19 protein-coding genes are annotated in these 18,445 nt (G+C 57.8%); 4 read left to right on the top strand and 15 right to left on the bottom strand.

Annotated features, from left to right (window positions below; genetic code table 11):
• Position 1 precedes the first annotated feature (1 nt).
• Positions 2 to 655 (bottom strand): hypothetical protein, encoded by a 654-nt coding sequence (locus GH722_12545; GenBank protein ID MRG72591.1) that lies wholly within the window; start codon positions 653 to 655, stop codon positions 2 to 4.
• Positions 656 to 767: 112 nt separating this feature from the next.
• Here GH722_12545 and GH722_12540 point away from each other — a divergent pair, with 112 nt between their 5' ends.
• Both GH722_12540 and GH722_12535 read left to right on the top strand, forming a co-directional pair.
• The gene (locus tag GH722_12540) at positions 768 to 1,583 is read left to right on the top strand and encodes a phytanoyl-CoA dioxygenase (protein ID MRG72590.1); all 816 of its coding nucleotides are present in this window, start codon (positions 768 to 770) and stop codon (positions 1,581 to 1,583) included.
• A 50-nt stretch (positions 1,584 to 1,633) separates the two neighbouring features.
• Positions 1,634 to 2,059 (top strand): heme-binding protein, encoded by a 426-nt coding sequence (locus GH722_12535; GenBank protein ID MRG72589.1) that lies wholly within the window; start codon positions 1,634 to 1,636, stop codon positions 2,057 to 2,059.
• A 51-nt stretch (positions 2,060 to 2,110) separates the two neighbouring features.
• Here the strand turns inward: GH722_12535 and GH722_12530 are convergent, their stop codons facing one another.
• Genes GH722_12530 through GH722_12520 form a run of 3 tightly spaced genes read right to left on the bottom strand, consistent with a single transcriptional unit; the run spans position 2,111 to position 3,914 of the window.
• Positions 2,111 to 2,686: a hypothetical protein gene (locus GH722_12530; protein ID MRG72588.1), complete on the bottom strand. Its 576-nt coding sequence runs from the start codon at positions 2,684 to 2,686 to the stop codon at positions 2,111 to 2,113.
• A complete protein-coding gene (locus GH722_12525) occupies positions 2,659 to 3,525 on the bottom strand; it encodes a branched-chain amino acid transferase (protein MRG72587.1) in 867 nt (288 codons plus the stop codon). The genes GH722_12530 and GH722_12525 overlap by 28 nt, the downstream gene beginning before the upstream one ends.
• A gap of 50 nt (positions 3,526 to 3,575) precedes the next feature.
• Entirely contained in the window at positions 3,576 to 3,914 is a 339-nt protein-coding gene (locus GH722_12520) for a DUF1491 family protein (GenBank protein ID MRG72586.1), read from the bottom strand.
• Between the two features lie 52 nt (positions 3,915 to 3,966).
• On the opposite strand from GH722_12520, the gene GH722_12515 reads away from it, so the two are divergent.
• Positions 3,967 to 4,377 carry an HIT domain-containing protein gene (locus GH722_12515; GenBank protein MRG72585.1) on the top strand — a complete coding sequence of 137 codons (411 nt, stop codon included), beginning with the start codon at positions 3,967 to 3,969 and terminating at the stop codon, positions 4,375 to 4,377.
• A gap of 3 nt (positions 4,378 to 4,380) precedes the next feature.
• On the opposite strand, the gene GH722_12510 is transcribed toward GH722_12515, so the two are convergent.
• On the bottom strand, positions 4,381 to 6,282 hold the full coding sequence (locus GH722_12510) for a hypothetical protein (GenBank protein MRG72584.1): 1,902 nt from the start codon (positions 6,280 to 6,282) through the stop codon (positions 4,381 to 4,383).
• Positions 6,283 to 6,284: 2 nt separating this feature from the next.
• Positions 6,285 to 8,456, bottom strand: a complete 2,172-nt coding sequence (locus GH722_12505) for a zinc-binding dehydrogenase (GenBank protein ID MRG72583.1) — start codon at positions 8,454 to 8,456, stop codon at positions 6,285 to 6,287.
• 146 nt (positions 8,457 to 8,602) lie between these two features.
• On the opposite strand from GH722_12505, the gene GH722_12500 reads away from it, so the two are divergent.
• Positions 8,603 to 9,064 (top strand): OsmC family peroxiredoxin, encoded by a 462-nt coding sequence (locus tag GH722_12500; protein MRG72582.1) that lies wholly within the window; start codon positions 8,603 to 8,605, stop codon positions 9,062 to 9,064.
• A 72-nt stretch (positions 9,065 to 9,136) separates the two neighbouring features.
• Here GH722_12500 and GH722_12495 read toward each other — a convergent pair whose 3' ends face one another.
• From GH722_12495 to GH722_12455, 9 genes are read right to left on the bottom strand one after another with little or no spacing between them, the layout of a single operon-like run.
• The gene (locus GH722_12495) at positions 9,137 to 10,504 is read right to left on the bottom strand and encodes an MFS transporter (protein MRG72581.1); all 1,368 of its coding nucleotides are present in this window, start codon (positions 10,502 to 10,504) and stop codon (positions 9,137 to 9,139) included.
• Positions 10,362 to 11,123 carry a GntR family transcriptional regulator gene (locus GH722_12490; GenBank protein ID MRG72580.1) on the bottom strand — a complete coding sequence of 254 codons (762 nt, stop codon included), beginning with the start codon at positions 11,121 to 11,123 and terminating at the stop codon, positions 10,362 to 10,364. Before GH722_12490 ends, GH722_12495 begins: the two co-directional genes overlap by 143 nt.
• On the bottom strand, positions 11,123 to 12,331 hold the full coding sequence (locus GH722_12485; GenBank protein ID MRG72579.1) for a CoA transferase: 1,209 nt from the start codon (positions 12,329 to 12,331) through the stop codon (positions 11,123 to 11,125). The genes GH722_12490 and GH722_12485 overlap by 1 nt, the downstream gene beginning before the upstream one ends.
• Positions 12,328 to 13,479 carry an acyl-CoA dehydrogenase gene (locus GH722_12480; GenBank protein ID MRG72578.1) on the bottom strand — a complete coding sequence of 384 codons (1,152 nt, stop codon included), beginning with the start codon at positions 13,477 to 13,479 and terminating at the stop codon, positions 12,328 to 12,330. Before GH722_12480 ends, GH722_12485 begins: the two co-directional genes overlap by 4 nt.
• A 2-nt stretch (positions 13,480 to 13,481) precedes the next feature.
• Positions 13,482 to 14,000, bottom strand: a complete 519-nt coding sequence (locus tag GH722_12475) for a MaoC family dehydratase (protein ID MRG72577.1) — start codon at positions 13,998 to 14,000, stop codon at positions 13,482 to 13,484.
• Positions 14,001 to 14,017: 17 nt separating this feature from the next.
• On the bottom strand, positions 14,018 to 15,406 hold the full coding sequence (locus GH722_12470; protein MRG72576.1) for an MmgE/PrpD family protein: 1,389 nt from the start codon (positions 15,404 to 15,406) through the stop codon (positions 14,018 to 14,020).
• A gap of 48 nt (positions 15,407 to 15,454) precedes the next feature.
• Entirely contained in the window at positions 15,455 to 16,294 is an 840-nt protein-coding gene (locus GH722_12465; protein MRG72575.1) for a CoA ester lyase, read from the bottom strand.
• 14 nt (positions 16,295 to 16,308) lie between these two features.
• Positions 16,309 to 17,484 carry an acyl-CoA dehydrogenase gene (locus GH722_12460; protein ID MRG72574.1) on the bottom strand — a complete coding sequence of 392 codons (1,176 nt, stop codon included), beginning with the start codon at positions 17,482 to 17,484 and terminating at the stop codon, positions 16,309 to 16,311.
• A 4-nt stretch (positions 17,485 to 17,488) separates the two neighbouring features.
• On the bottom strand, positions 17,489 to 18,439 hold the full coding sequence (locus tag GH722_12455; GenBank protein MRG72573.1) for a hydroxymethylglutaryl-CoA lyase: 951 nt from the start codon (positions 18,437 to 18,439) through the stop codon (positions 17,489 to 17,491).
• Positions 18,440 to 18,445: the final 6 nt, after the last annotated feature.

The following is an 18,445-nucleotide window of genomic DNA, read 5'->3' as shown; positions in this document are numbered from 1 at the left end:
CCTACAGACGCTCATAATCAAGAATTGACCCGTCGAATGCCCTGAACTGCATTTTGACGAGCCGCTTGTCTGCGTACCACAGACGGACTTCGCTGCCATTGTCTGCCACGCTATGAGACTGGCGGGCTGTAACAGCCTGCCCCTGAACCATAACCGGCTCCTCACCTTTTTGGTCATGGTTCATCTTGAGGATTTCACCATCCTGCGTATCCAGCCAGGTTCCGGCATCCAGATAGACCGGATTCCAGTATGAAGTCGCCCCGGTATCACCCGGCAGGTTCAGCTTGCCTCTGGTGGAATCCCCCACAAGACGTCCACCTTCCCGTTGGAGGGAGACAAACTCCGGCGCGCCATCATTGTTAGTCTTCGCTTCTATCGACTGCAAAACACCACCGCGCCAGGTTTCTGTCGCCTCGTGCTGATAGTCATACAGGGTAATGAACGCGAACGTGACACGGATGTTGATGTCCGTCCGCACAATCACTTCATCCCCGTTGTCCGTGAACCGGACATGATGCGCCCCGATGACATCGCCATTTCGGGTAATGGTGAAATCGAGAACATTGCTGGTCGGAATGCTTTCATCGATATCCGCCAACGCGGTACCTGAAAACAGTATGAGCACCAGCAGCACTGGCAGGCGGAGGAATGTCATAAGCGATCCGATCTGATGAATTCTTGTCTCTATGTACGGCTTTGCGGCAGGATTGGATGTCCCCGCAGAGAAACAGCCGCACAACGACAGATTTTATTCAGGAAACAAACTCATGCCCTCCTTGCTATCCGAGCAGCAGATCACAGCTTTCCGCACTGATGGTGTCCTCTGTATCCGCCAGGCTTTCGATCAGAACTGGCTCGATCTGCTGGCACAGGGCATAGACCGGAATATCCGGGAGCCGGGGCCGGTCGGCCGCAAATATACGCCGGACGGCGCACCTGGCGGCTTCTTTGGCGATTACTGCAACTGGGACAGGATCGGGGAATATGAACAGTTCATGCGCCATTCCCCGGCGCCCCGGCTTGCGGCCGAGGCCATGTCCTCCCCCTCCGCCCGTATTTTCCATGAGCATGTTCTGGTGAAGGAACCCGGCACGCGGGAGCGCACCCCATGGCATCACGACCAGCCCTATTATTGCGTCGATGGTGACCAGATATGCTCGATCTGGCTGTCCCTCGACCAGGTTCCGGCCAGCGCCGGTGTCGAGTTTGCAGCGGGAACCCATGCCACCGGGAAGATGTATATGCCCCGACTTTTTCTGAATCATGAAAATTATGATTATGAGCCGGGCAGCTATGAAGACGTGCCGGACATCGATTCCCATCGCGATTCATACCGGATTCTGTCCTGGGATCTGGAGCCGGGCGACGCCATCATTTTCCACGCCAGGACGCTGCATGCCGCGCCAGGCACCGAAAAACTGCAGAATCGCCGCAGGGGTTTCGCAACCCGGTGGCTTGGCGAGGATGTCACTTATGCCAGCCGCCCCGGCGAGACATCACCGCCGTTCCCGGAACTGAAATCCCTGCTGAAGCCGGGAGACCCTCTCAATGCACCGATTTTTCCGGTTGTCTGGCCCGCCTGATCCCTTACTTCTGATGCCCTGAACAAAACAACATTTACCGAGGAAGACGTATGAGCCTGACCCTTGAGACTGCTAACAAGATTGTCGAGGTTGCCCTCGCGAAAGGCCATGAACTTGGCCTCAACCCGCTGACCGTCGCCATTCTCGATGCCGGTGGCACCCTGAAAGTACTGGCCCGTGAAGACGGCACCAGCACCCTGCGCCCCGGCATTGCACAGGGTAAGGCCAACGGCTGCATCGGCCTCGGCCTTGGTGGCCGTGCCATCTTCAAGCGCGCACAGGAACAGCCCTATTTCATCCAGGCCATGAACGCCCTGTCTGATGGCTCCCTCGTCCCGGTTCCGGGCGGTGTTCTCATCCGCAAGGATGGCGCCATCATCGGTGCTGTCGGTGTTACCGGCGACAGCTCGGAAAACGATGAAATCTGTGCCATTGCCGGCATTGAAGCTGTTGGCCTGACCGCAGACCACGGCTGATCTGTATCGGCCGGGACTCACCTCCCGGCCGCATCAGCCTGCCAGCATTCGTCAGCCGAAACGGGCGAACAGCCCCGGCATCTCATCCAGCGCCCCGGCTTCATTGTCGGCCCGGGCTGTCTGGCGTCCTGCAAGAAACATCTCATCCGATTCCTGCGCGGTCAGAACTTTTTCTCCGGCCATAAAATCTTCCCGGCCATTACCAAGCAGCCGGCTGGCCTCTGCCGACAACGGGACCAGCAGCGGACCGGAAATCAGCGTTTCTTCTGCTTTGGCCAGGACTTCTACTACTTCCCGCAGATAACCGATATAGAACTTCCAGTCTTCCTGTGATGCGTCCGACAGTCTGGCATCCGTAATCCTACCCCGCGCAGTCAGTACCCGCTCTCGGAGCTTTTCGACGACCGACCGGAACCGTTCCCGGGGAGGGCGGCTATCCTTTCCAAAGGCCGGTTTCTCCACGCCCTTCAGCCCATAGATGCTGGTCGCGTGAGACTCCGTTGTCAGGTCCCGGACAAACTTTGACTGCCGACGGTACATCCAGATGAACATCAGCAGAAAAACCAACCCGATGAGAATATAAAGCCAGTGAAACTTCATTACCGCATATCCACCGGCGTAATCCATGCCGGGTCATCATGTTTGCGCCAGTAGGTTTCCGACAATCTCGCTGTAACCGGGCCGGGCTTGCCAGATCCGACCGGCTTGCCGTCGATCCGGCAGACCGGCATCACACCGCCAGCCGTCGAGGAAATGAAAACCTCATCGGCCATATGTACTTCGCTGACGGCAACCTGACGCTGCTCGGCCCTGATCTGTAATTCTCCACACAAATCAAGAACGGTCTGCCGGGTAATGCCTTCCAGCACACCCCGTGACGGAGTCGCCACAACGCCATTCTTAACCGTAAATACGTTAAACCCTGGCCCTTCAGTGATATTTCCGGCACCGTCAACAAGCACAACATTCTCTGCACCGCGGTCATATGCCTCGAATATTCCGGCGACCAGGTCCATCCAGTGATAGTTCTTCACTGTCGGGTCAACTGATTCCGGGTTAATTCGCGGAATATTCGAGATGACAATGTCCAGACCACGCTTTCGCTGCTCCTCATTGGCAATCCAGCCAAAGGGAATGGCAAAGGCAATGAAGCGGTTCACGGCGTCTCGCGGGTCGCGGCTGAAGGTAGGCGATGTACCGCGGGTCAGGATCATCTCGACATAACAGTTCTCCATGCCGGACCGGCGAACCAGCTCCTTGAAAATCTCCGTCATCTCGTCATCGGTATAAGGCAGCGTCATCCGCAGCTTGCCGACACTCCGCCGGAACCGGGCCAGGTGATGACCAAGGCGGAAGAACTTCCGGTCCCAGACATGCACCACGTCATAGGTTGCGTCAGACCGCAGCAATCCCCAGTCCAGAACCGATATCTTGGCGTCCTTGATCTCGATATAGTCGCCATCCATGAAGGCCGCACCTGGCGGATAGGTCTGTTCCATCTCACATCTCCCTGTGTTCAGCTGACAACCGGGTCATCAAGTTCAAAAACGCCGGCAGTATCTTCCACTTCCAGCACCCATACATCCGGATCATAGCGCAACTGGCGGGCGATATAGTCATCCGCTGTCTTCTCATCGACCACCTCCGGTCCTGTCGCCGACAGCCATGCCCGGGCACCGTCAACAGTGCGGGTTTGCGAAAAGACCCGGCACCCCCTGCTGAAACGGTTCAGTTTCAGCAGAATCGATCCCGCATCCGTATCGCCGCGATGGCAGACCATGACCGGAACAAATTGCCCCTGCCATCGCCGGATCAGCGCCTTGATCCATATTTCCGATTTAAGTCGTGCTTCCATGCAGTAGGATTACCCTACACTGCCTTCAACGTCACTCTTCCGGATTATCAGAATGTTCGAACTACACCCCGATCTCGTCGCTGGCACTTTCGACGTGGCCAGCCTGCCGCTCTGCCGCGTTCAGTTGCTGAATGACAAAACCTACCCCTGGCTTGTGCTGGTCCCTGCAAAGCCCGGCCTGAAAGACTTTCATGACATCGCCGCCAGTGACCAGCTGACACTGATGCAGGAGATTGATCTCGCCTCACGGGCGCTGGTTTCAGTCTACAATCCGGACAAGATGAATGTGGCCGCACTGGGAAACATGACCCCGCAGCTGCATATCCATGTCATCGCACGATACAAGACAGACCCGGCATGGCCCGGACCCGTCTGGGGCGCCGTCGCGGCACAGAAATATGGCGAGGCAGAACTGGCTCAGACGATCGAGAAGATACAGGCCGCACTGACCGCAGCAGGCTGATAATCAGCCGCTGTTATCCCGGCGTCCATAACCGGGAGAAAATGGCAGAGGCTGTTCGGGCAGGGTCAGCGGTGAAAGCTGCTGACCGCCTTCAGCCCGGTCACGGATGATGATCCGGTCCGGCTTTATCTGTATCTCGCGCCAGACTTTCGCGCCAAAGCCTGCATGCCAGCCCCGGAATCCTGTCTCATCAAAAAACACACAGGTTCCACCCATCAGGGGGTCGAGAAAGAACAGACCGGCATCAAGGCTGGCAGGTTCCCGGCCATCCGCAGCTTGCGGCGTGAAATGAGCCGAAATCGCACGATAGGCATTCCGGGCCGCCGGGTCCGGGGTATAGATGTAAGTTCCCGGATCACGGATGATATCGCGTCCATCCACCGTCAGCTCGACACTCAACTGGTCATTATGCCGGTGCGCACCAATCGGGTCCGTCTCTCCCCCGCAGCGAATGGAAAGCCAGAGACGTTTACTGCGCAGGACAAACAACCCGAAGTCCGGGAATGCGAGCGCCTGAATACCTTCATCCAGCCCCTCCCCATAGGGCAGGACAAGCTCATTCCCGCCTGACAAGACTTCACCAGAACTGCCATGACCGGAAGCGATCTCACCTGGCGCGACCACAACTGGCTTTGCCAGCGTCGACATCACGAGACCATCCACACCAACCACTGTCTTGGCTGATGACAACAGTGCAGCGGCAGCATCAAGGGTCGCCTGCGGGGTCAGCTGGCGCTCCTGCAATTCGTCATCGAAATCCGGACAGAGATTCAGGAACCGGCCGCTGTCGTTATCGCCGACCTGCACAAAATCACCTGAAGGCTTGATTGTGGCTCTCAGAAACTCAGTTGCCGCAGCCAGTCGCTCATAATGCGCGGCTTTAAACTGTGATCCGGCACCGCGACAGGCCCCGGTGCCCCAGACTGCCATTTCCAGACACAGCCGGTGATAGGCAACAGAACCTTCAAAATGCCCGCCATCGCGGAGAAACTGAACGTCAACTTCCCGCTCCAGCTCCCGGGTTGCCAGCTTCAGCCACCCTGCGGCTTCCGTGTTCACCTTCGGGACCAGCGCCGCTGCGATAAAGGCCAGGCCGCTGATATTGGCGAGGTAATGGTTACCCGTCCGGTCCGGGTACCATTCCAGATTGCCGATAATGAATCGCCCGTGGTCAAGCAGGCTGGCAGACAGGATATCTGTCATATCATCAGAGCAATCCGGCAGGCTGGCACTGCGCAGGATCGAGTCTGCAACAACCCAGTTCGCGGCACGGATTGCGACATCCATCGTACAGCGCCAGTTCACTCCGAATTTCGGTGGATTGGCGGCAATGAAATCGAGTATCTGCGCCCGGATCTCGCTGGCCAGATCTGCATCACCACCTGCCGCAGCGGCAAGCGCCATGGCGGGAAGATGATGGCATCTCGCCAGTTCCCACGGCGACTTGATATCGACGCCCTGCCCTACCGGTATCGGTACATCGCGATGCCACTGGTCCGGTCTCCAGCAATGCCCGCTGGTCAGATCGCGATGCCAGTCCACAGGCTTGTAAACTGTGGGCAGAAGGGCAGCGATTTGTTCGGATACTACCTGATTGGGTCCGGAACTGATCTGCCCGTCTGATAAGGCGGCGACCCAGCCGGAGCCGAGAATATCAAACCGGTGCGATCGCCAGTTCTCAATGACATCGTCCGGCAGGCAGAATGCCGCGGATATCTGTCCGGCTTCCAGCGGGTCGAGGATGCTGATAAGCGGGGTTTTGTCGGCGCTATAGGTTGCCGACCATGTCGCCTGACGCCGGTCGATGAGATCGCGTAACCGTCGCCTTATCGTCATCGCACCGAAGCGCAGCAACCCGCCCGGTGAACTACGCCCTGCCCGTTTGAGATGGCGACCCGCCAGCATTCTCAGGTTCCGTCATCGAGGTCCGACAAGGATACGGGCTGGGTTTTGCCCGAACCGATGGCGGCTATCGCAGAGAAGGTCGCAAGCGTGGTCAGCATTGCGCTCTCTGCCGTCAGCGCAGGCGCACCGCTTTTCAGGCCAGCAGCAAATGCCGCAATCATGGCAGCCTGCCCCTTGTCCTGACCGCTGCCACCAATCTTCTTTGCCCGCCCCGTGGTTCCGAACAGGGAGCCTTCACGGAAATCCCGGATTACGGCGGCACGTCCACCGGCAAACACTTCGATAAATTCCTTATCGACGGCGTTCGGCCCGGATGCGGTATAGATGATTGTCGCGATTGATCCGTTCGCCATGGTCAGGGACAGGGAGACATCATCAGCAAGCTGGGCCGGGATGGCTGTGCCGCCATGACTGACCGCAGAGATCGCCATGACCTCACTGTCCGCCAGCGCCTGCGCCAGATCGACAAAATGACAGGCTTCACCAATAATCCGTCCGCCGCCGCGCTCAGGGTCCTGCGTCCAGTGGTCGCGCGGAATTGCTCCGGCATTGATGCGGATCACAATCGTCCGTGGCCCGGCGACCGGCTGCAGAAAAGACCGGACTTCCTGTACCAGCGGCGAAAAGCGGCGGTTAAAGCCCACCATCACCTGACGGTCACCGGCTGCCCTGTACGCCTTGTGAACCGTCTTCAGCCCGTCCATATCCATCGCCAGCGGCTTCTCGATATAGACATGCTTGCCGGCCGACAGTGCTTCCGCGGCCAGTGCCGCATGGCTGTCGTGACGGGTCAGGATGGCAATCACATCGCTGGCACCACCCATAACCCTGTCGGCAGCAACGGCACCTTCTGCGAAACCGAACTTCTGGGCCACGGTCGGGGCTGCGCGCCCGGCACCGGTTGCCACCGCCCGGAAATCAAACCCACCCTGTTTCTGAAACGCTGGTAACAGCACACCGGTTGCATAAGCACCGGCACCGATCACAGAAAGTCCGACCTTGTCAGATGACACGGCAGCCGGAGAAGCAGCCGACACCGGCGCGACACGGGTTTCCCCTGAATAGGTGAGCAGGATACCAAGATAGGGCTCTTTCCGTTCCCCCTTGATCAGGCTGTAGGCTTCCAGAGCATCATCGAACGCAAAGCGATGGGTAATCAGACGCTTAACATCAATCCGTCCCGCTGCAATCAGGTCGAGGAAGGCAGCCATGTTGCGCTGTTCCGTAAAGCGGACATAGCCATAGGGATAATCCATCCCGCCAATCTCATAGTCCGCATCATAACGACCGGGGCCATAGGAACGGGAAATATGAAAGGCGATTTCTTTCCGGAAGTAAGGGTCTCGCGGCAGCCCCGTGCCAACGGCACCAACCGCCACCACCCGGCCATTCTCCCGCGTGACCTCACCAGCCAGCGTGACTGGATCGTTCGAGGCGGTCGCCGCACAGATAAGGACACCATCAACGCCATGCCCGGATGTTTCATCCAGACAAAGCGACCTGACCGCTTCTGCATCCGTACTTGCCCTGACCCCGATCTCCTCGGCCCGTCTGACCATGATGTCGGCAGGATCGAAACCGATGACGCGGCAGCCATTGGCCTGCAATAACTGTGCTGCAAGCTGCCCGAGCAGCCCCAGACCGATCACCAGAAACACTTCACCCAGCTTCGGGTCGGCCAGACGCTGGCCCTGCAAGGCAATCGAGCCAAGCGTCGAGAAAGCCGCTTCCTCATCGCTGACCTTATCCGGGATGCGTGCCAGCAGATTACCCGGCACAACATTGAACTCGGCATGATTGGCAAACCCCGCCCCGGCGCAGGCAACCCGGTCACCCGGTCTCAGGCCCGGCACCAGTGATCCCGCCTGTTCGACGACACCGGCTGCACTGTACCCGAGCGGGCTCGGACCGCTCAGTCGTGCCTCAACGGTCTGCATGGTTTTGCGAATGCCTTCGCGCCGTGCCTTGTCGATAACCTTGCGGACAAGGTCAGGGCGGGCCATCGCCTTACCCAGAAGGGATTTCTCTCCCATCTCGACCAGCATGCGTTCTGTTCCGGCACTGACGACCGAAGCCGTCGTGCGTACCAGGGCGAAGCGGTCTTCAGGGGTCGGAACCGGTGCATCCTCCAGTCGGAGTTCGCCGGTTTTCATCGTCTGGACGAGTTGTTTCATGGTCATGACGGCGCGCAATCTAGTCCGGGTTGAACGTGAAACCAACGGCAAAGCGCATTCCGCCATCAAACCGGCAAACTTTACCTTCCGTCGGATGACCTTATCTGATACGCCGCTGCCAATCCAACCAGCGGAGTGCAAATCTGATGGGAAGTTATTCAGCGCGGGTTTTGTGGCGTCGCAGCAGCGATGAGAAGATGACTGACCGGCGCTACAGCCGGGCACATGAATGGATTTTCGACGGCGGGCTGGTCGTACCCGCTTCCCCCTCACCGCATATCGTACCGCTTCCTTATTCCGATGCCGCCAATGTCGACCCGGAGGAAGCTTTCGTCGCGTCCCTCTCAAGCTGCCATATGCTGTTTTTCCTGCATTACATGACGGATGAAGGCTTTGTCGTGGATGCCTATGACGACACTGCAACAGGTCACATGCAGAAGAACGAGAACGGAAAGTTCTGGATGTCAAAAGTCATTCTGGACCCGCAAATCAGCTATCTGGGAGACAGCCCGGCCGCTTCACTTGAGGCCGAGATTCATCACCGGGCACATGAAGATTGCTTCATCGCCAATTCGGTCCGGACAGAAGTGGTCATGAAGGCTGGCTGATTCGGGACTCGCAGATCGTCTCCGGCGATACCGAAGCTAGAGACTGGCAGCCATCAGGCCACAGAAACAAGCCTACTCTGTCACCAGACCAACCGTGCGGCGATAGGCGCTGTAGAGCACGACCGCCGCAATTCCGGTCAGGATGGCCAGTGCCGAGAACCCGACAGCGTAACTGCCGGTCAGGTCGGCAAGGATACCGAAGATAACCGGGCCCACGACAACACCGGAGAAAGTGCAGCCGATGGAGATCCCGGTTGCTGCCGCAGTCTTGTCAGCCGGAGCCTGATTGGCGACCTCTGCCATGAAGATGCCGTTCCAGCCAACGGCGCTGAAGCCCAGCAGCGCACAGACAGCGATAATCACCGGCATCGGCCAGCCGCCATTCATAATCGCCGCACAACCCGACCCGATAGCCATCAGCAATGCGAGGAAGGCCAGCATTGCCATACCTTTTTCATCGCCGATGCGAACCAGAATGGCGCCCCAGGCAATTCGGCCAATGACGCCACAGGCCTGAATCACAGCGTAGACCCCACCCGCCTGAATAACCGTCAGGCCAATTGCTTCCGTCAGATAGAGAACCATGAAGGCCCCGACGGAAAGCTGAATGATCGCAAACCCGAAGGACGCTGCGGCAAGCAGACGAAGATTCGGATAGGACATCACCATTGCCATCGATTCACGAACTTCCTGATAGCCGATGGGGGCTGACGGATTGCGTCCGGTATCGAACTGTTCACGCCACGGCTGGAACAACAGCACAAGCACACCGCTGAACCCCGCAATCACCAGTGCCGTCTCTGCACCGCTCATGTAACCCAGCAGCAGGGGCACACATAGTCCGGCTGCACCGGCACCAATCGGAACACCGGTTTGCTTGAGTGAGAAGATCAGGGGCCGGTATGCCTTTGGCGTATGCCGGGCCAGCAGTTCAGAAGCGGAGGGGTTGGCCGGTCCATAACCGAGACCGATAAAAAACGCGACAGGCAAAGCAATCCAGATATTGCCGAACGCCAGTGCCGCCACACCGACAGTTGCCGAAAACAACGAAAACTGGCTGACCCGGATCGGGCCGTAGCGAGCGACAAAACCACCTGCCAGCATGGCACCGATTGCCGCCCCCAGATAGACCGACGAGGTATAAAGCCCGACAAGGCTGCGGCTGATATCGAAACCGGAGCGGGGGTCTGCCGCCAGCATGGCCAGCGTCAGGGATGCCATCGTGATCGTCGCCTGAACCGCAAGCGCACCGCTGGTCAGACCAATCGTCCGGAGGGAAAGCAAACCATTCATAACATCAGGACCCTGACTCACGTCGAACACGCGATATGAAACTGAAGCGCCCTGCAGGATGCAGTGACACTGAATATTCCAGTAATTCCCCGTCGCCGGCCGTGTACCAGCGACGAATGCGCATCGCCGGACTGCCGCGGGGTGCATCCAGCTGATCTGATTCGGCTTTCCTCAGCGCACAGGAACTTATGATCTGCCGGATATCTTCCGCCTGATGTCCATATCGCTGATAGATCAGATGGGAAATTGCGCCGGAATGCCCGGCAACGTCATCACGAATGCCGGAAAACGCGCCGTTTACGTAAATTTCTGTCCAGGCGATCGGCGCCGCATCCGGATCGGCCACCGTTTCGCGCAAGCCGGAGATTTTGAGAAACCGCTGCCCCGGCTTGCAGCCGATCTCGGCAGCCTCTGCTTCCGTGACATCGACTTCTGCTATTTCAACATCCGACAGACGTGTATCGACGGCATATTGCAGCAGTTCATCAATTGAACCGATGCTCTGGGAATATTGACGTGTCGGTTCCGTCGCAATTACCCGGGTGCCTACGCCCTGACGGCTGGCAATCAGGCCCAGTTCCTGCAAACGACGGAGCGCCTCACGAACGGTATGCCGGCTGACATTGTACTGATTGCAGAGAGCCGCCTCGGTCGGCAACGTCGCTCCGACGGGATAGACCTCCTGCGCGATATCCTGCATCAGCCGTTCGGCCAGCAGGGCATATCGAGGTCTCGCCGGAGCGAAGTTGACGACCGGGGACTGCATCAGACGGCCCCTTTTTCTCTCAGGGCAGCAATTTCAGCGGCATTCAGACCGATTTCAGCCAGCAGGTCATCAGTTGAATCACCCAGTTCCGGCCCCGGTGTGCTCGGCACCTTTTCATCACCGGTCAGGGTGATGGGGGTCGACAACATCGAGAATTCCTTGCCCGACTGATGAGTCAGATGCTCGATCATCCCGCGCTCATGAGCGAACGGATTATCAACAGCTTCCTTCACGTTCATCAGCGGCGCCGACGGTACGTTGCCGGCAAAGACTTCCAGCCATTCAGCCGTGGTTTTCGCCTGCAGGGATTCGTCCAGGATTTCCTGAACAAGGCCTCGGTTCTCAAGCCGGTTATTGAACTTCACGAATCGTGGATCCGTCCCCAGTTCCGGGCGTCCGATCTTTTCACAGAGAATTGGCCAGAACTTCTCCTTGTTGCACATCAGATAGATCCAGCTGTCCTGCGTCTTGTAGAGGGCGCAAGGGGTCAGCGACGGATGGGCAGAGCGTTCTTCACGCCCCTGAACATGACCATCACTCATATACCAGTGGGCAAGATAGTTCAGCTTGAACAGGGCGAAGTCATAGAGGCTGACATCGATATCCCGGCCTTCACCCGTCGCCCGTGCCTGCGTCAGACCACACAGGAAGGCATAGGACAGGCCAAGTCCGGTCATCATGTCCACCACCGACTGTCCGAAGCGGGCCGGGGCCGTTCCCGGCTCACCGGTGAGCGAAAAATAACCCGCCTCTGCCTGCATCAGATAGTCATAACCCGGCCAGGCCGCGCGTGATCCCGTCCGGCCATAGGCACTGAGATGAGCACAGACAAGTTTCGGGTTGAACTGTTTCAGATGCTGATAGGTAATCCCGAGCTTGTCCGGCACATCCCCCCGCATGTTGGAGCAAACACCGTCAACTTTTGCGACCAGCTTGTGGAAGACCTCGCGGCCTTCTTCTGTCCGCAGGTTGATGGTCAGTGACCGTTTATTCCTGTTGAAAGACTGGAAGAAAAGGCTAGCTGACGTTGAGTCCTCTGCACCCTTGATGAAATAGGGCCCGACACCGCGTGACATATCGCCACCGTCGCCGGGGTTTTCCACCTTGATGACTTCAGCGCCCATGTCAGACAGGAACTGGGTGCCGAACGGGCCGGCACCATATTGTTCCACTGACAGGACACGTACACCTTCGAGCGGACGCATCAGATCGGGTTCCTTTCAATAAGTTGCCGCGCGATAATGATGCGCTGCAATTCATTCGTCCCTTCACCGATGGTCAGCAGGGGGGCGTCACGATACAGACGCTCGACGGTAAATTCCTTGGAATAGCCGTAGCCGCCATGCACCCGCATTGATGTCATGGCGTTTTCCACTGCCGCTTCTGTCGCGAACAGCTTTGCCATACCGGCTTCCATATCACAGCGCTCGCCCTTGTCGTAAGAGGATGCAGCACTTTCAACCAGCAGACGGGCCGCCTGGGTGCGGGTAATCATGTCCGCCAGATGCAGCTGGATCGCCTGATGCTGACAGATCGGTTTGCCGAAAGTTTCACGCTGCTGTGAGTATTTAACGGCCTCGTTGACGGCTGCCTGTGCGACACCGACACCACGGGACGCCACATTGATCCGGCCCAGTTCCAGCCCCTGCATCACATGAACGAATCCCCTGCCCGGCACACCGCCAATGATATTTTCGGCAGGAACCCGGCAATTATCGAACTGCAACTCAGTGGAATCGATACCCTTGTAACCCAGCTTTTCCAGCTTGCGGGCAACGTTAAATCCGGGGCCTTTTTCCACCAGCATGAAGCTGATGCCCTTGTGACGGGGCTGAATATCGGGATCGGTTTTCACCATCACCGCCATGACGTGGCATTTGATACCATTCGAGATCCAGGTTTTGGTGCCATTGACGATCCAGTCGTCACCATCCTTGTGTGCCTTGGTACGAATGGCCTGCAAATCGGTGCCGGTGTTCGGCTCAGTCAGGGCAATACCGCCACGCATTTCGCCACTGGCAAATTTCGGCAGCCATTTCTGCTTCTGTTCTTCCGTGCCCGACCGCTGCACCGCCATCGCCATGATGAGGTGAGAGTTGAAAATGCCGGTCAGCGACATCCAGACAGTCGAGATACGCTCAACGATCTTGGCATAGGTGGAGCAGGACAAGCCCAGCCCGCCATATTCCTCGGAGATCACGGCACCAAACAGGCCCAGTTCAGCCATCTTGCCGACGATTTCCTCGGGCCAGATATCATTGGCTTCGAGTTCGTGAACATAAGGAGCAACATCGCGTTCGAGAAAACGGTCAATGCTGTCGAGAATCATCCGTTCCTGTTCGTCATCCTGCGACATGATCAGCCCTCCATTCCATCGATATCGCCATGACCTTCTCTCCAGACCAGGAAGGACCGCTTGTAGCTCATGAACAAGGTGCCGTCAGATTTCTTGCCGCGGGTTTCCATGGTGACAATTCCCTGCCCCGGACGTGACTTCGACTCACGTTTGGCCAGAACCTCACTCTCGGAATAAATCGTATCGTTATGGAACACCGGAGCCAGCAGCTTGATTTCGTCCCAACCCAGATTGGCAATCGCCTTCTGGCTGGTATCTGACACGCTCATCCCGGTGACAATTGCCAGAGTCAGGGCGGAGTTGACCAGTGGCTTACCAAACTCGGTCTTTGCCGCATAAGCATAGTCGAAATGGGCGGGATGCGTGTTCCCGGTCAGCATGGTGAACCAGATATTGTCCGTTTCCGTGATCGTACGGCCCGGACGATGTTCGTAAATATCACCAATCTCGAACTGTTCGAAATAACGGCCGAGGTCTTCCCGGTAACGATTCGGGCCGACTTCTTTCACTCCATAGACCATTCTGTATTCTCCTGATTTCAGTGTTGTGCTGACGGGCGGGCCGCATCGATCAAGGCCTGTGCACTGCCGCTTTCCAGAGACATCACAGCGTTGAACAAGGCTGTCTCACCATCATTGCCGAGATAGGGCCGAACCAGACCCGCGAACTTCGAACGAAGCTCTGCGTCGGTGACAAAGTTTTCCGGCTCACCCTTCGGATACTGGACAAATTCCTCAACAATCGTGCCGTCTTCCAGCTCAATGCTGACCGATGCCGGCAGACAGTCGGGATAGAATTCTTCTGTTTTCGGGTCATTGAACACCTCGACCTTGCGGGTCAGGGCGAGCGTTTCCTCATCCTGCAGATGGGTTGCGTAATCATCCCAGGTCATCGCCCCTTCACGCAGCACAACGGCAGCAACAAAGGGCATCGAGAACTGACCATCAACCACGCTTACCGGATTCTGCTTCTGCTCCAGCGGAGCACCAACCAGATTGATGCCGGTCTGGAACAGACCAACCCGGACAGCCTTGATGCGTGCCGGATCGATATTGTGTTTATGGCGCAGAGAAATCGCCGCATCTGCTCCGGCATGGGTCGCCCGGCAGGCCGGGTAAGGTTTCACAGCAATCGCCAGTGTTTCCCATTTCTTACCCAGACCTGCGACCACTTTCGACTGGTCGGGGTTGGGTGCAAAATTATGCAGGAAGCCACGCTTGCCCTCGATGGCATCAGCAGCACCGACATAACCCTTGGCAGCCATTGTTGCAGCCACCAGACCTGCCATTGCCGCATTGCCAATCTGCGAACGCTTGGTCCATGCGCCGTTTTCAAGATACTGCATGGTCCCGGAAGCCGAGTTCAGGGCGATCCCGAAGGCGCTGGCCGTTGCCGCTGCATCGAGCCCCATAACACGCGCGGCAGCCGCGGCGGCCCCCATCGCACCGCATGTCGCTGTCGGGTGGAACCCGCGGGCATAATGCTCGGACGGATTCAGCGCCATCGACAACCGGCAGATGACCTCGTAACCAGCGACTGTGGCGGCGATGATATCCTTGCCGGATGCATTGCATTTCTGCGCCGCCGCCAGCACAGCCGGCAGAACCGGCGCTGAGGCGTGAAGCGATGCCGGCGCATGGGTGTCATCGAAATCGAGACTGTGAGCCAGCGAGCCATTGGCGAAGGCCGCCCCGGCAGCCGTATAGCCTTCCGCATCGCCCAGCACGCCACAGCTGCCCTGATTCAGTTCCAGCGCTTCAATGGCCTGCATCATGGCTTCAGTGGATTCAGCGTCATGGCGGGCCCGTACACTGATGCCGATCGTATCAAGGATCAGCAGCTTGGCCCGTGCAGCGACTTCCGCCGGCAGATCGTCATAATTCAGATTGGCGACAAATGCTGCGAGTTCTTTGGTTATGCCCGTCATGTCCTGTTACCTCCTGTTAGATTTTTTCTGTACCCGGCTCCCGGTTCTTCACCCCACCATCGCCAGCAGACGGCGGGCGGCGACGACAACCGGGTAATCCACCATGATGCCGTCGACCTGCAGAATGCCGCTGGTGTTGGTTTCGAACGCATCAACAATTTTCTGCGCGCGTTCAACTTCGGCTTTTGTCGGCGTATAGGCGTCGTGAATCGGGGCGACCTGTGCCGGGTGAATGGCGGCCCGACCGGCAAATCCCATGGTTTTCAGCTTTCGGGCTTCTTCCCGCGCACCATCGATATCCGGAATGTCGAGCCAGACACCATCCAGCGCATCAATACCGGCACCGGCTGCGGCATAGACCACCTTCGAACGGGCATAGAGCAACGCGTCCCAGCCCATATCCGAGTTGGTTTCAGCAACCAGATCAGCAGACCCCAGTGACACCGCTTTCACGAACGGGGTGGAATGGGCGATTTCATCGAGGCGGTTGATACCCTTGACGGATTCAACCACGGCAATGATATCCAGATCCGGCTTCTTCGGGCCAAGCAGACCAGCCACCCACTGTGCTTCATCAGCACTTTCAATCTTCGGCAATACGATACCGTCCGGCAGGGCTTCCGCATCCAGAAGGGCATGCATGTCGCGCAGTCCGTCTTCTGACCGCGGGCTGTTGATCCGCATCATCCGGCGCACCGGCGTTGCCGGCTGACGGGTGAAATATGGCAGCGCCTTGGCCCGTGCTTCCGCCTTCATTGCAGGGGCGACCGAGTCTTCAAGGTCGACACAGATCATGTCCGCACCAGTTGCGGCAGCCTTGTCATAGCGGTCATCGCGCAGGCCCGGAACGAACAGCATGGAGCGGCGGAGAATGGGTTTGTTTGTCATATGTAGATGTTTCCTCAGAAGGACCGGGGCATGCCAAGCACATGCTGACCGATGTAAGACAGAATCAGGTTGGTCGAGATCGGCGCGATCTGCATAAGCCGGGTTTCACGCCATTTCCGCTCAATGTCGTATTCACGGGCGAAGGAGAAGCCGCCGAAGGTCTGCATACAGGCTTCACCGGCATGCCAGGCCGCTTCCGAGGCCAGCATCTTCGCCATGTTGGCTTCTGCACCACAGTCCATTCCGGCTTCAAACAACGCCGCTGCCTTCTGGTTCATCAGGGCTGCGGCTTCCGTCTCCGCATAGGCCCGCGCAATCGGGAACTGAACCCCCTGATTCTGACCAATCGGGCGGCCAAAAATCGCACGTTCCTTGGAATATTCACTGGCCTTTTTAATGAAGAACCGTGCATCTCCGACGCTCTCGCCGGCGATCAGAATACGTTCCGCATTCATGCCGTCGAGGATGTAATAGAACCCCTTGCCTTCTTCGCCGATCAGGCTGGAGGCCGGAATGCGCATATTATCGAAGAAGACTTCCGTCGCATTGTGATTGATCATGGCGTCAATGGGCCGGATCTCACAGCCATTGCCCTTCACTTCCCGCAGATCGACCAGGAAGATCGACAGACCAAGGGTTTTCTTCTTCACCTGGTCCAGCGGCGTAGTGCGGGCCAGCAGCAACATCAGATCGGAATGCAGCGCCCGGCTGGTCCAGACCTTCTGACCATTGACCACATATTCGTCGCCGTCTTTGACGGCTTTGGTCTTCAGGTTGGTTGTATCGGTACCGCTGGTCGGTTCGGTCACGCCAAAAGCCTGAAGACGCAACTCGCCGGAGGCAATCTTCGGCAGATACTGTGCTTTCTGCTCTGGGCTGCCATGGCGCAACAACGCCCCCATGATGTACATCTGGGCGTGGCAGGCACCGGCGTTACAACCGGCCTGATGGATTGTTTCCAGAATGACACAGGCCGCCCGCATCGGCAGGCCGGCACCGCCATATTCTTCCGGGATAAGCGCCCCAAGGAAGCCGGTTTCCGTCAGTTCCCTGACGAAGTCAGTCGGATAACCCGCATCATCTTCCAGCTTGCGCCAGTATTCGCCGGGATATTTCTCACAGATTTTTGCCACGGACTCCCGAATTTCGGGATAGTCGAGACCAAGATCCATTGTCGGATTGTCACTCATCAAATTACTCCGCCGCGATTAGTGTTGCCGGGGTGAAACCTTTCGGTGCACCCGCAAGATTGTAAGCGCCATGTGTCGGCTCGTCCTTGAGGTGGGATTCCATGATCTCCCGCGCTTCCAGGAGGCGGTCGAGGTCAACACCTGTACGCAGGCCCATGGCTTCCAGCATGAAGACGAGGTCATCCATCACCACATTGCCACTGGCACCCGGCGCATAGGGGCAACCGCCGAGGCCACCCAGTGAGGCGTCAAAACGGGTGACCCCGGCGTCAAGCGCGGCAACCACATTGGCAAGCCCAAGGCCGCGCGTATCATGAAAATGACAGGTAACGGGGAAGTCCTTGCCGACCGTGCGGAACAGCTCGTCGAGCAGTGAGCGAACCTGCGCCGGATTGCCATAACCGACAGTGTCAGCCACAGCCAGTTCGTCGGCGCCCCGCTTTACCAGTTCCTCGGCAACCCGCATCACCGATTTCGGATCAACATTGCCGGAGATCGTGCAGCCAAAGGATGTCGCCATCCCGGAAGCGACCTTCACGTCCTTGTACTGCGGATTATCCTTCCGGAATTCGATGATCCGGCTGAACTCATCAAGTGACTGCTCTACGGTACGGCGGACATTCGCCATGTTGTGTTCTTCAGACACGGACATGACAAAGTTCATTTTATGGACGCCGGAGGTAAAGGCACTTTCGGCACCGCGCATGTTGGGCACCAGAACCGTCACGGTCAGATCATCGACACCCAGCGATCCGGCAACCACGTCAGCGGCATCCGCCATCTGCGGCAACAGTTTCGGGTTCACAAAGGATGCAACCTCGATTTCAGGAACACCGGCAGCGGCTTCAGCCCTGATCCAGTCAAGCTTGGCAGCCGTCGGAAAGATCGTCGGAATGCTCTGCAGCCCGTCACGCGTGCCAACTTCCTGAACACGAATATCAATCTGTTTCGTCATCGGTTG

It is taken from the genome of Alphaproteobacteria bacterium HT1-32, assembly GCA_009649675.1.
Classification (GTDB): domain Bacteria; phylum Pseudomonadota; class Alphaproteobacteria; order Rhodospirillales; family HT1-32; genus HT1-32.
This window is presented reverse-complemented; position numbering and strand designations above follow the sequence as displayed.

What these genes read in the sequence shown, in the direction of transcription:
- GH722_12535 (MRG72589.1), top strand. Translation starts at nt 1,634, where the DNA reads ATGAGCCTGACCCTTGAGACTGCTAACAAGATTGTCGAGGTTGCCCTC.
- GH722_12510 (MRG72584.1), bottom strand. Translation starts at nt 6,282, where the DNA reads ATGCTGGCGGGTCGCCATCTCAAACGGGCAGGGCGTAGTTCACCGGGC.
- GH722_12505 (MRG72583.1), bottom strand. Translation starts at nt 8,456, where the DNA reads ATGAAACAACTCGTCCAGACGATGAAAACCGGCGAACTCCGACTGGAG.
- GH722_12520 (MRG72586.1), bottom strand. Translation starts at nt 3,914, where the DNA reads ATGGAAGCACGACTTAAATCGGAAATATGGATCAAGGCGCTGATCCGG.
- GH722_12540 (MRG72590.1), top strand. Translation starts at nt 768, where the DNA reads ATGCCCTCCTTGCTATCCGAGCAGCAGATCACAGCTTTCCGCACTGAT.
- GH722_12460 (MRG72574.1), bottom strand. Translation starts at nt 17,484, where the DNA reads ATGAGTGACAATCCGACAATGGATCTTGGTCTCGACTATCCCGAAATT.
- GH722_12525 (MRG72587.1), bottom strand. Translation starts at nt 3,525, where the DNA reads ATGGATGGCGACTATATCGAGATCAAGGACGCCAAGATATCGGTTCTG.
- GH722_12500 (MRG72582.1), top strand. Translation starts at nt 8,603, where the DNA reads ATGGGAAGTTATTCAGCGCGGGTTTTGTGGCGTCGCAGCAGCGATGAG.
- GH722_12475 (MRG72577.1), bottom strand. Translation starts at nt 14,000, where the DNA reads ATGGTCTATGGAGTGAAAGAAGTCGGCCCGAATCGTTACCGGGAAGAC.
- GH722_12530 (MRG72588.1), bottom strand. Translation starts at nt 2,686, where the DNA reads ATGGATTACGCCGGTGGATATGCGGTAATGAAGTTTCACTGGCTTTAT.
- GH722_12545 (MRG72591.1), bottom strand. Translation starts at nt 655, where the DNA reads ATGACATTCCTCCGCCTGCCAGTGCTGCTGGTGCTCATACTGTTTTCA.
- GH722_12470 (MRG72576.1), bottom strand. Translation starts at nt 15,406, where the DNA reads ATGACGGGCATAACCAAAGAACTCGCAGCATTTGTCGCCAATCTGAAT.
- GH722_12515 (MRG72585.1), top strand. Translation starts at nt 3,967, where the DNA reads ATGTTCGAACTACACCCCGATCTCGTCGCTGGCACTTTCGACGTGGCC.
- GH722_12455 (MRG72573.1), bottom strand. Translation starts at nt 18,439, where the DNA reads ATGACGAAACAGATTGATATTCGTGTTCAGGAAGTTGGCACGCGTGAC.
- GH722_12495 (MRG72581.1), bottom strand. Translation starts at nt 10,504, where the DNA reads ATGCACCCCGCGGCAGTCCGGCGATGCGCATTCGTCGCTGGTACACGG.
- GH722_12480 (MRG72578.1), bottom strand. Translation starts at nt 13,479, where the DNA reads ATGTCGCAGGATGACGAACAGGAACGGATGATTCTCGACAGCATTGAC.
- GH722_12490 (MRG72580.1), bottom strand. Translation starts at nt 11,123, where the DNA reads ATGCAGTCCCCGGTCGTCAACTTCGCTCCGGCGAGACCTCGATATGCC.
- GH722_12465 (MRG72575.1), bottom strand. Translation starts at nt 16,294, where the DNA reads ATGACAAACAAACCCATTCTCCGCCGCTCCATGCTGTTCGTTCCGGGC.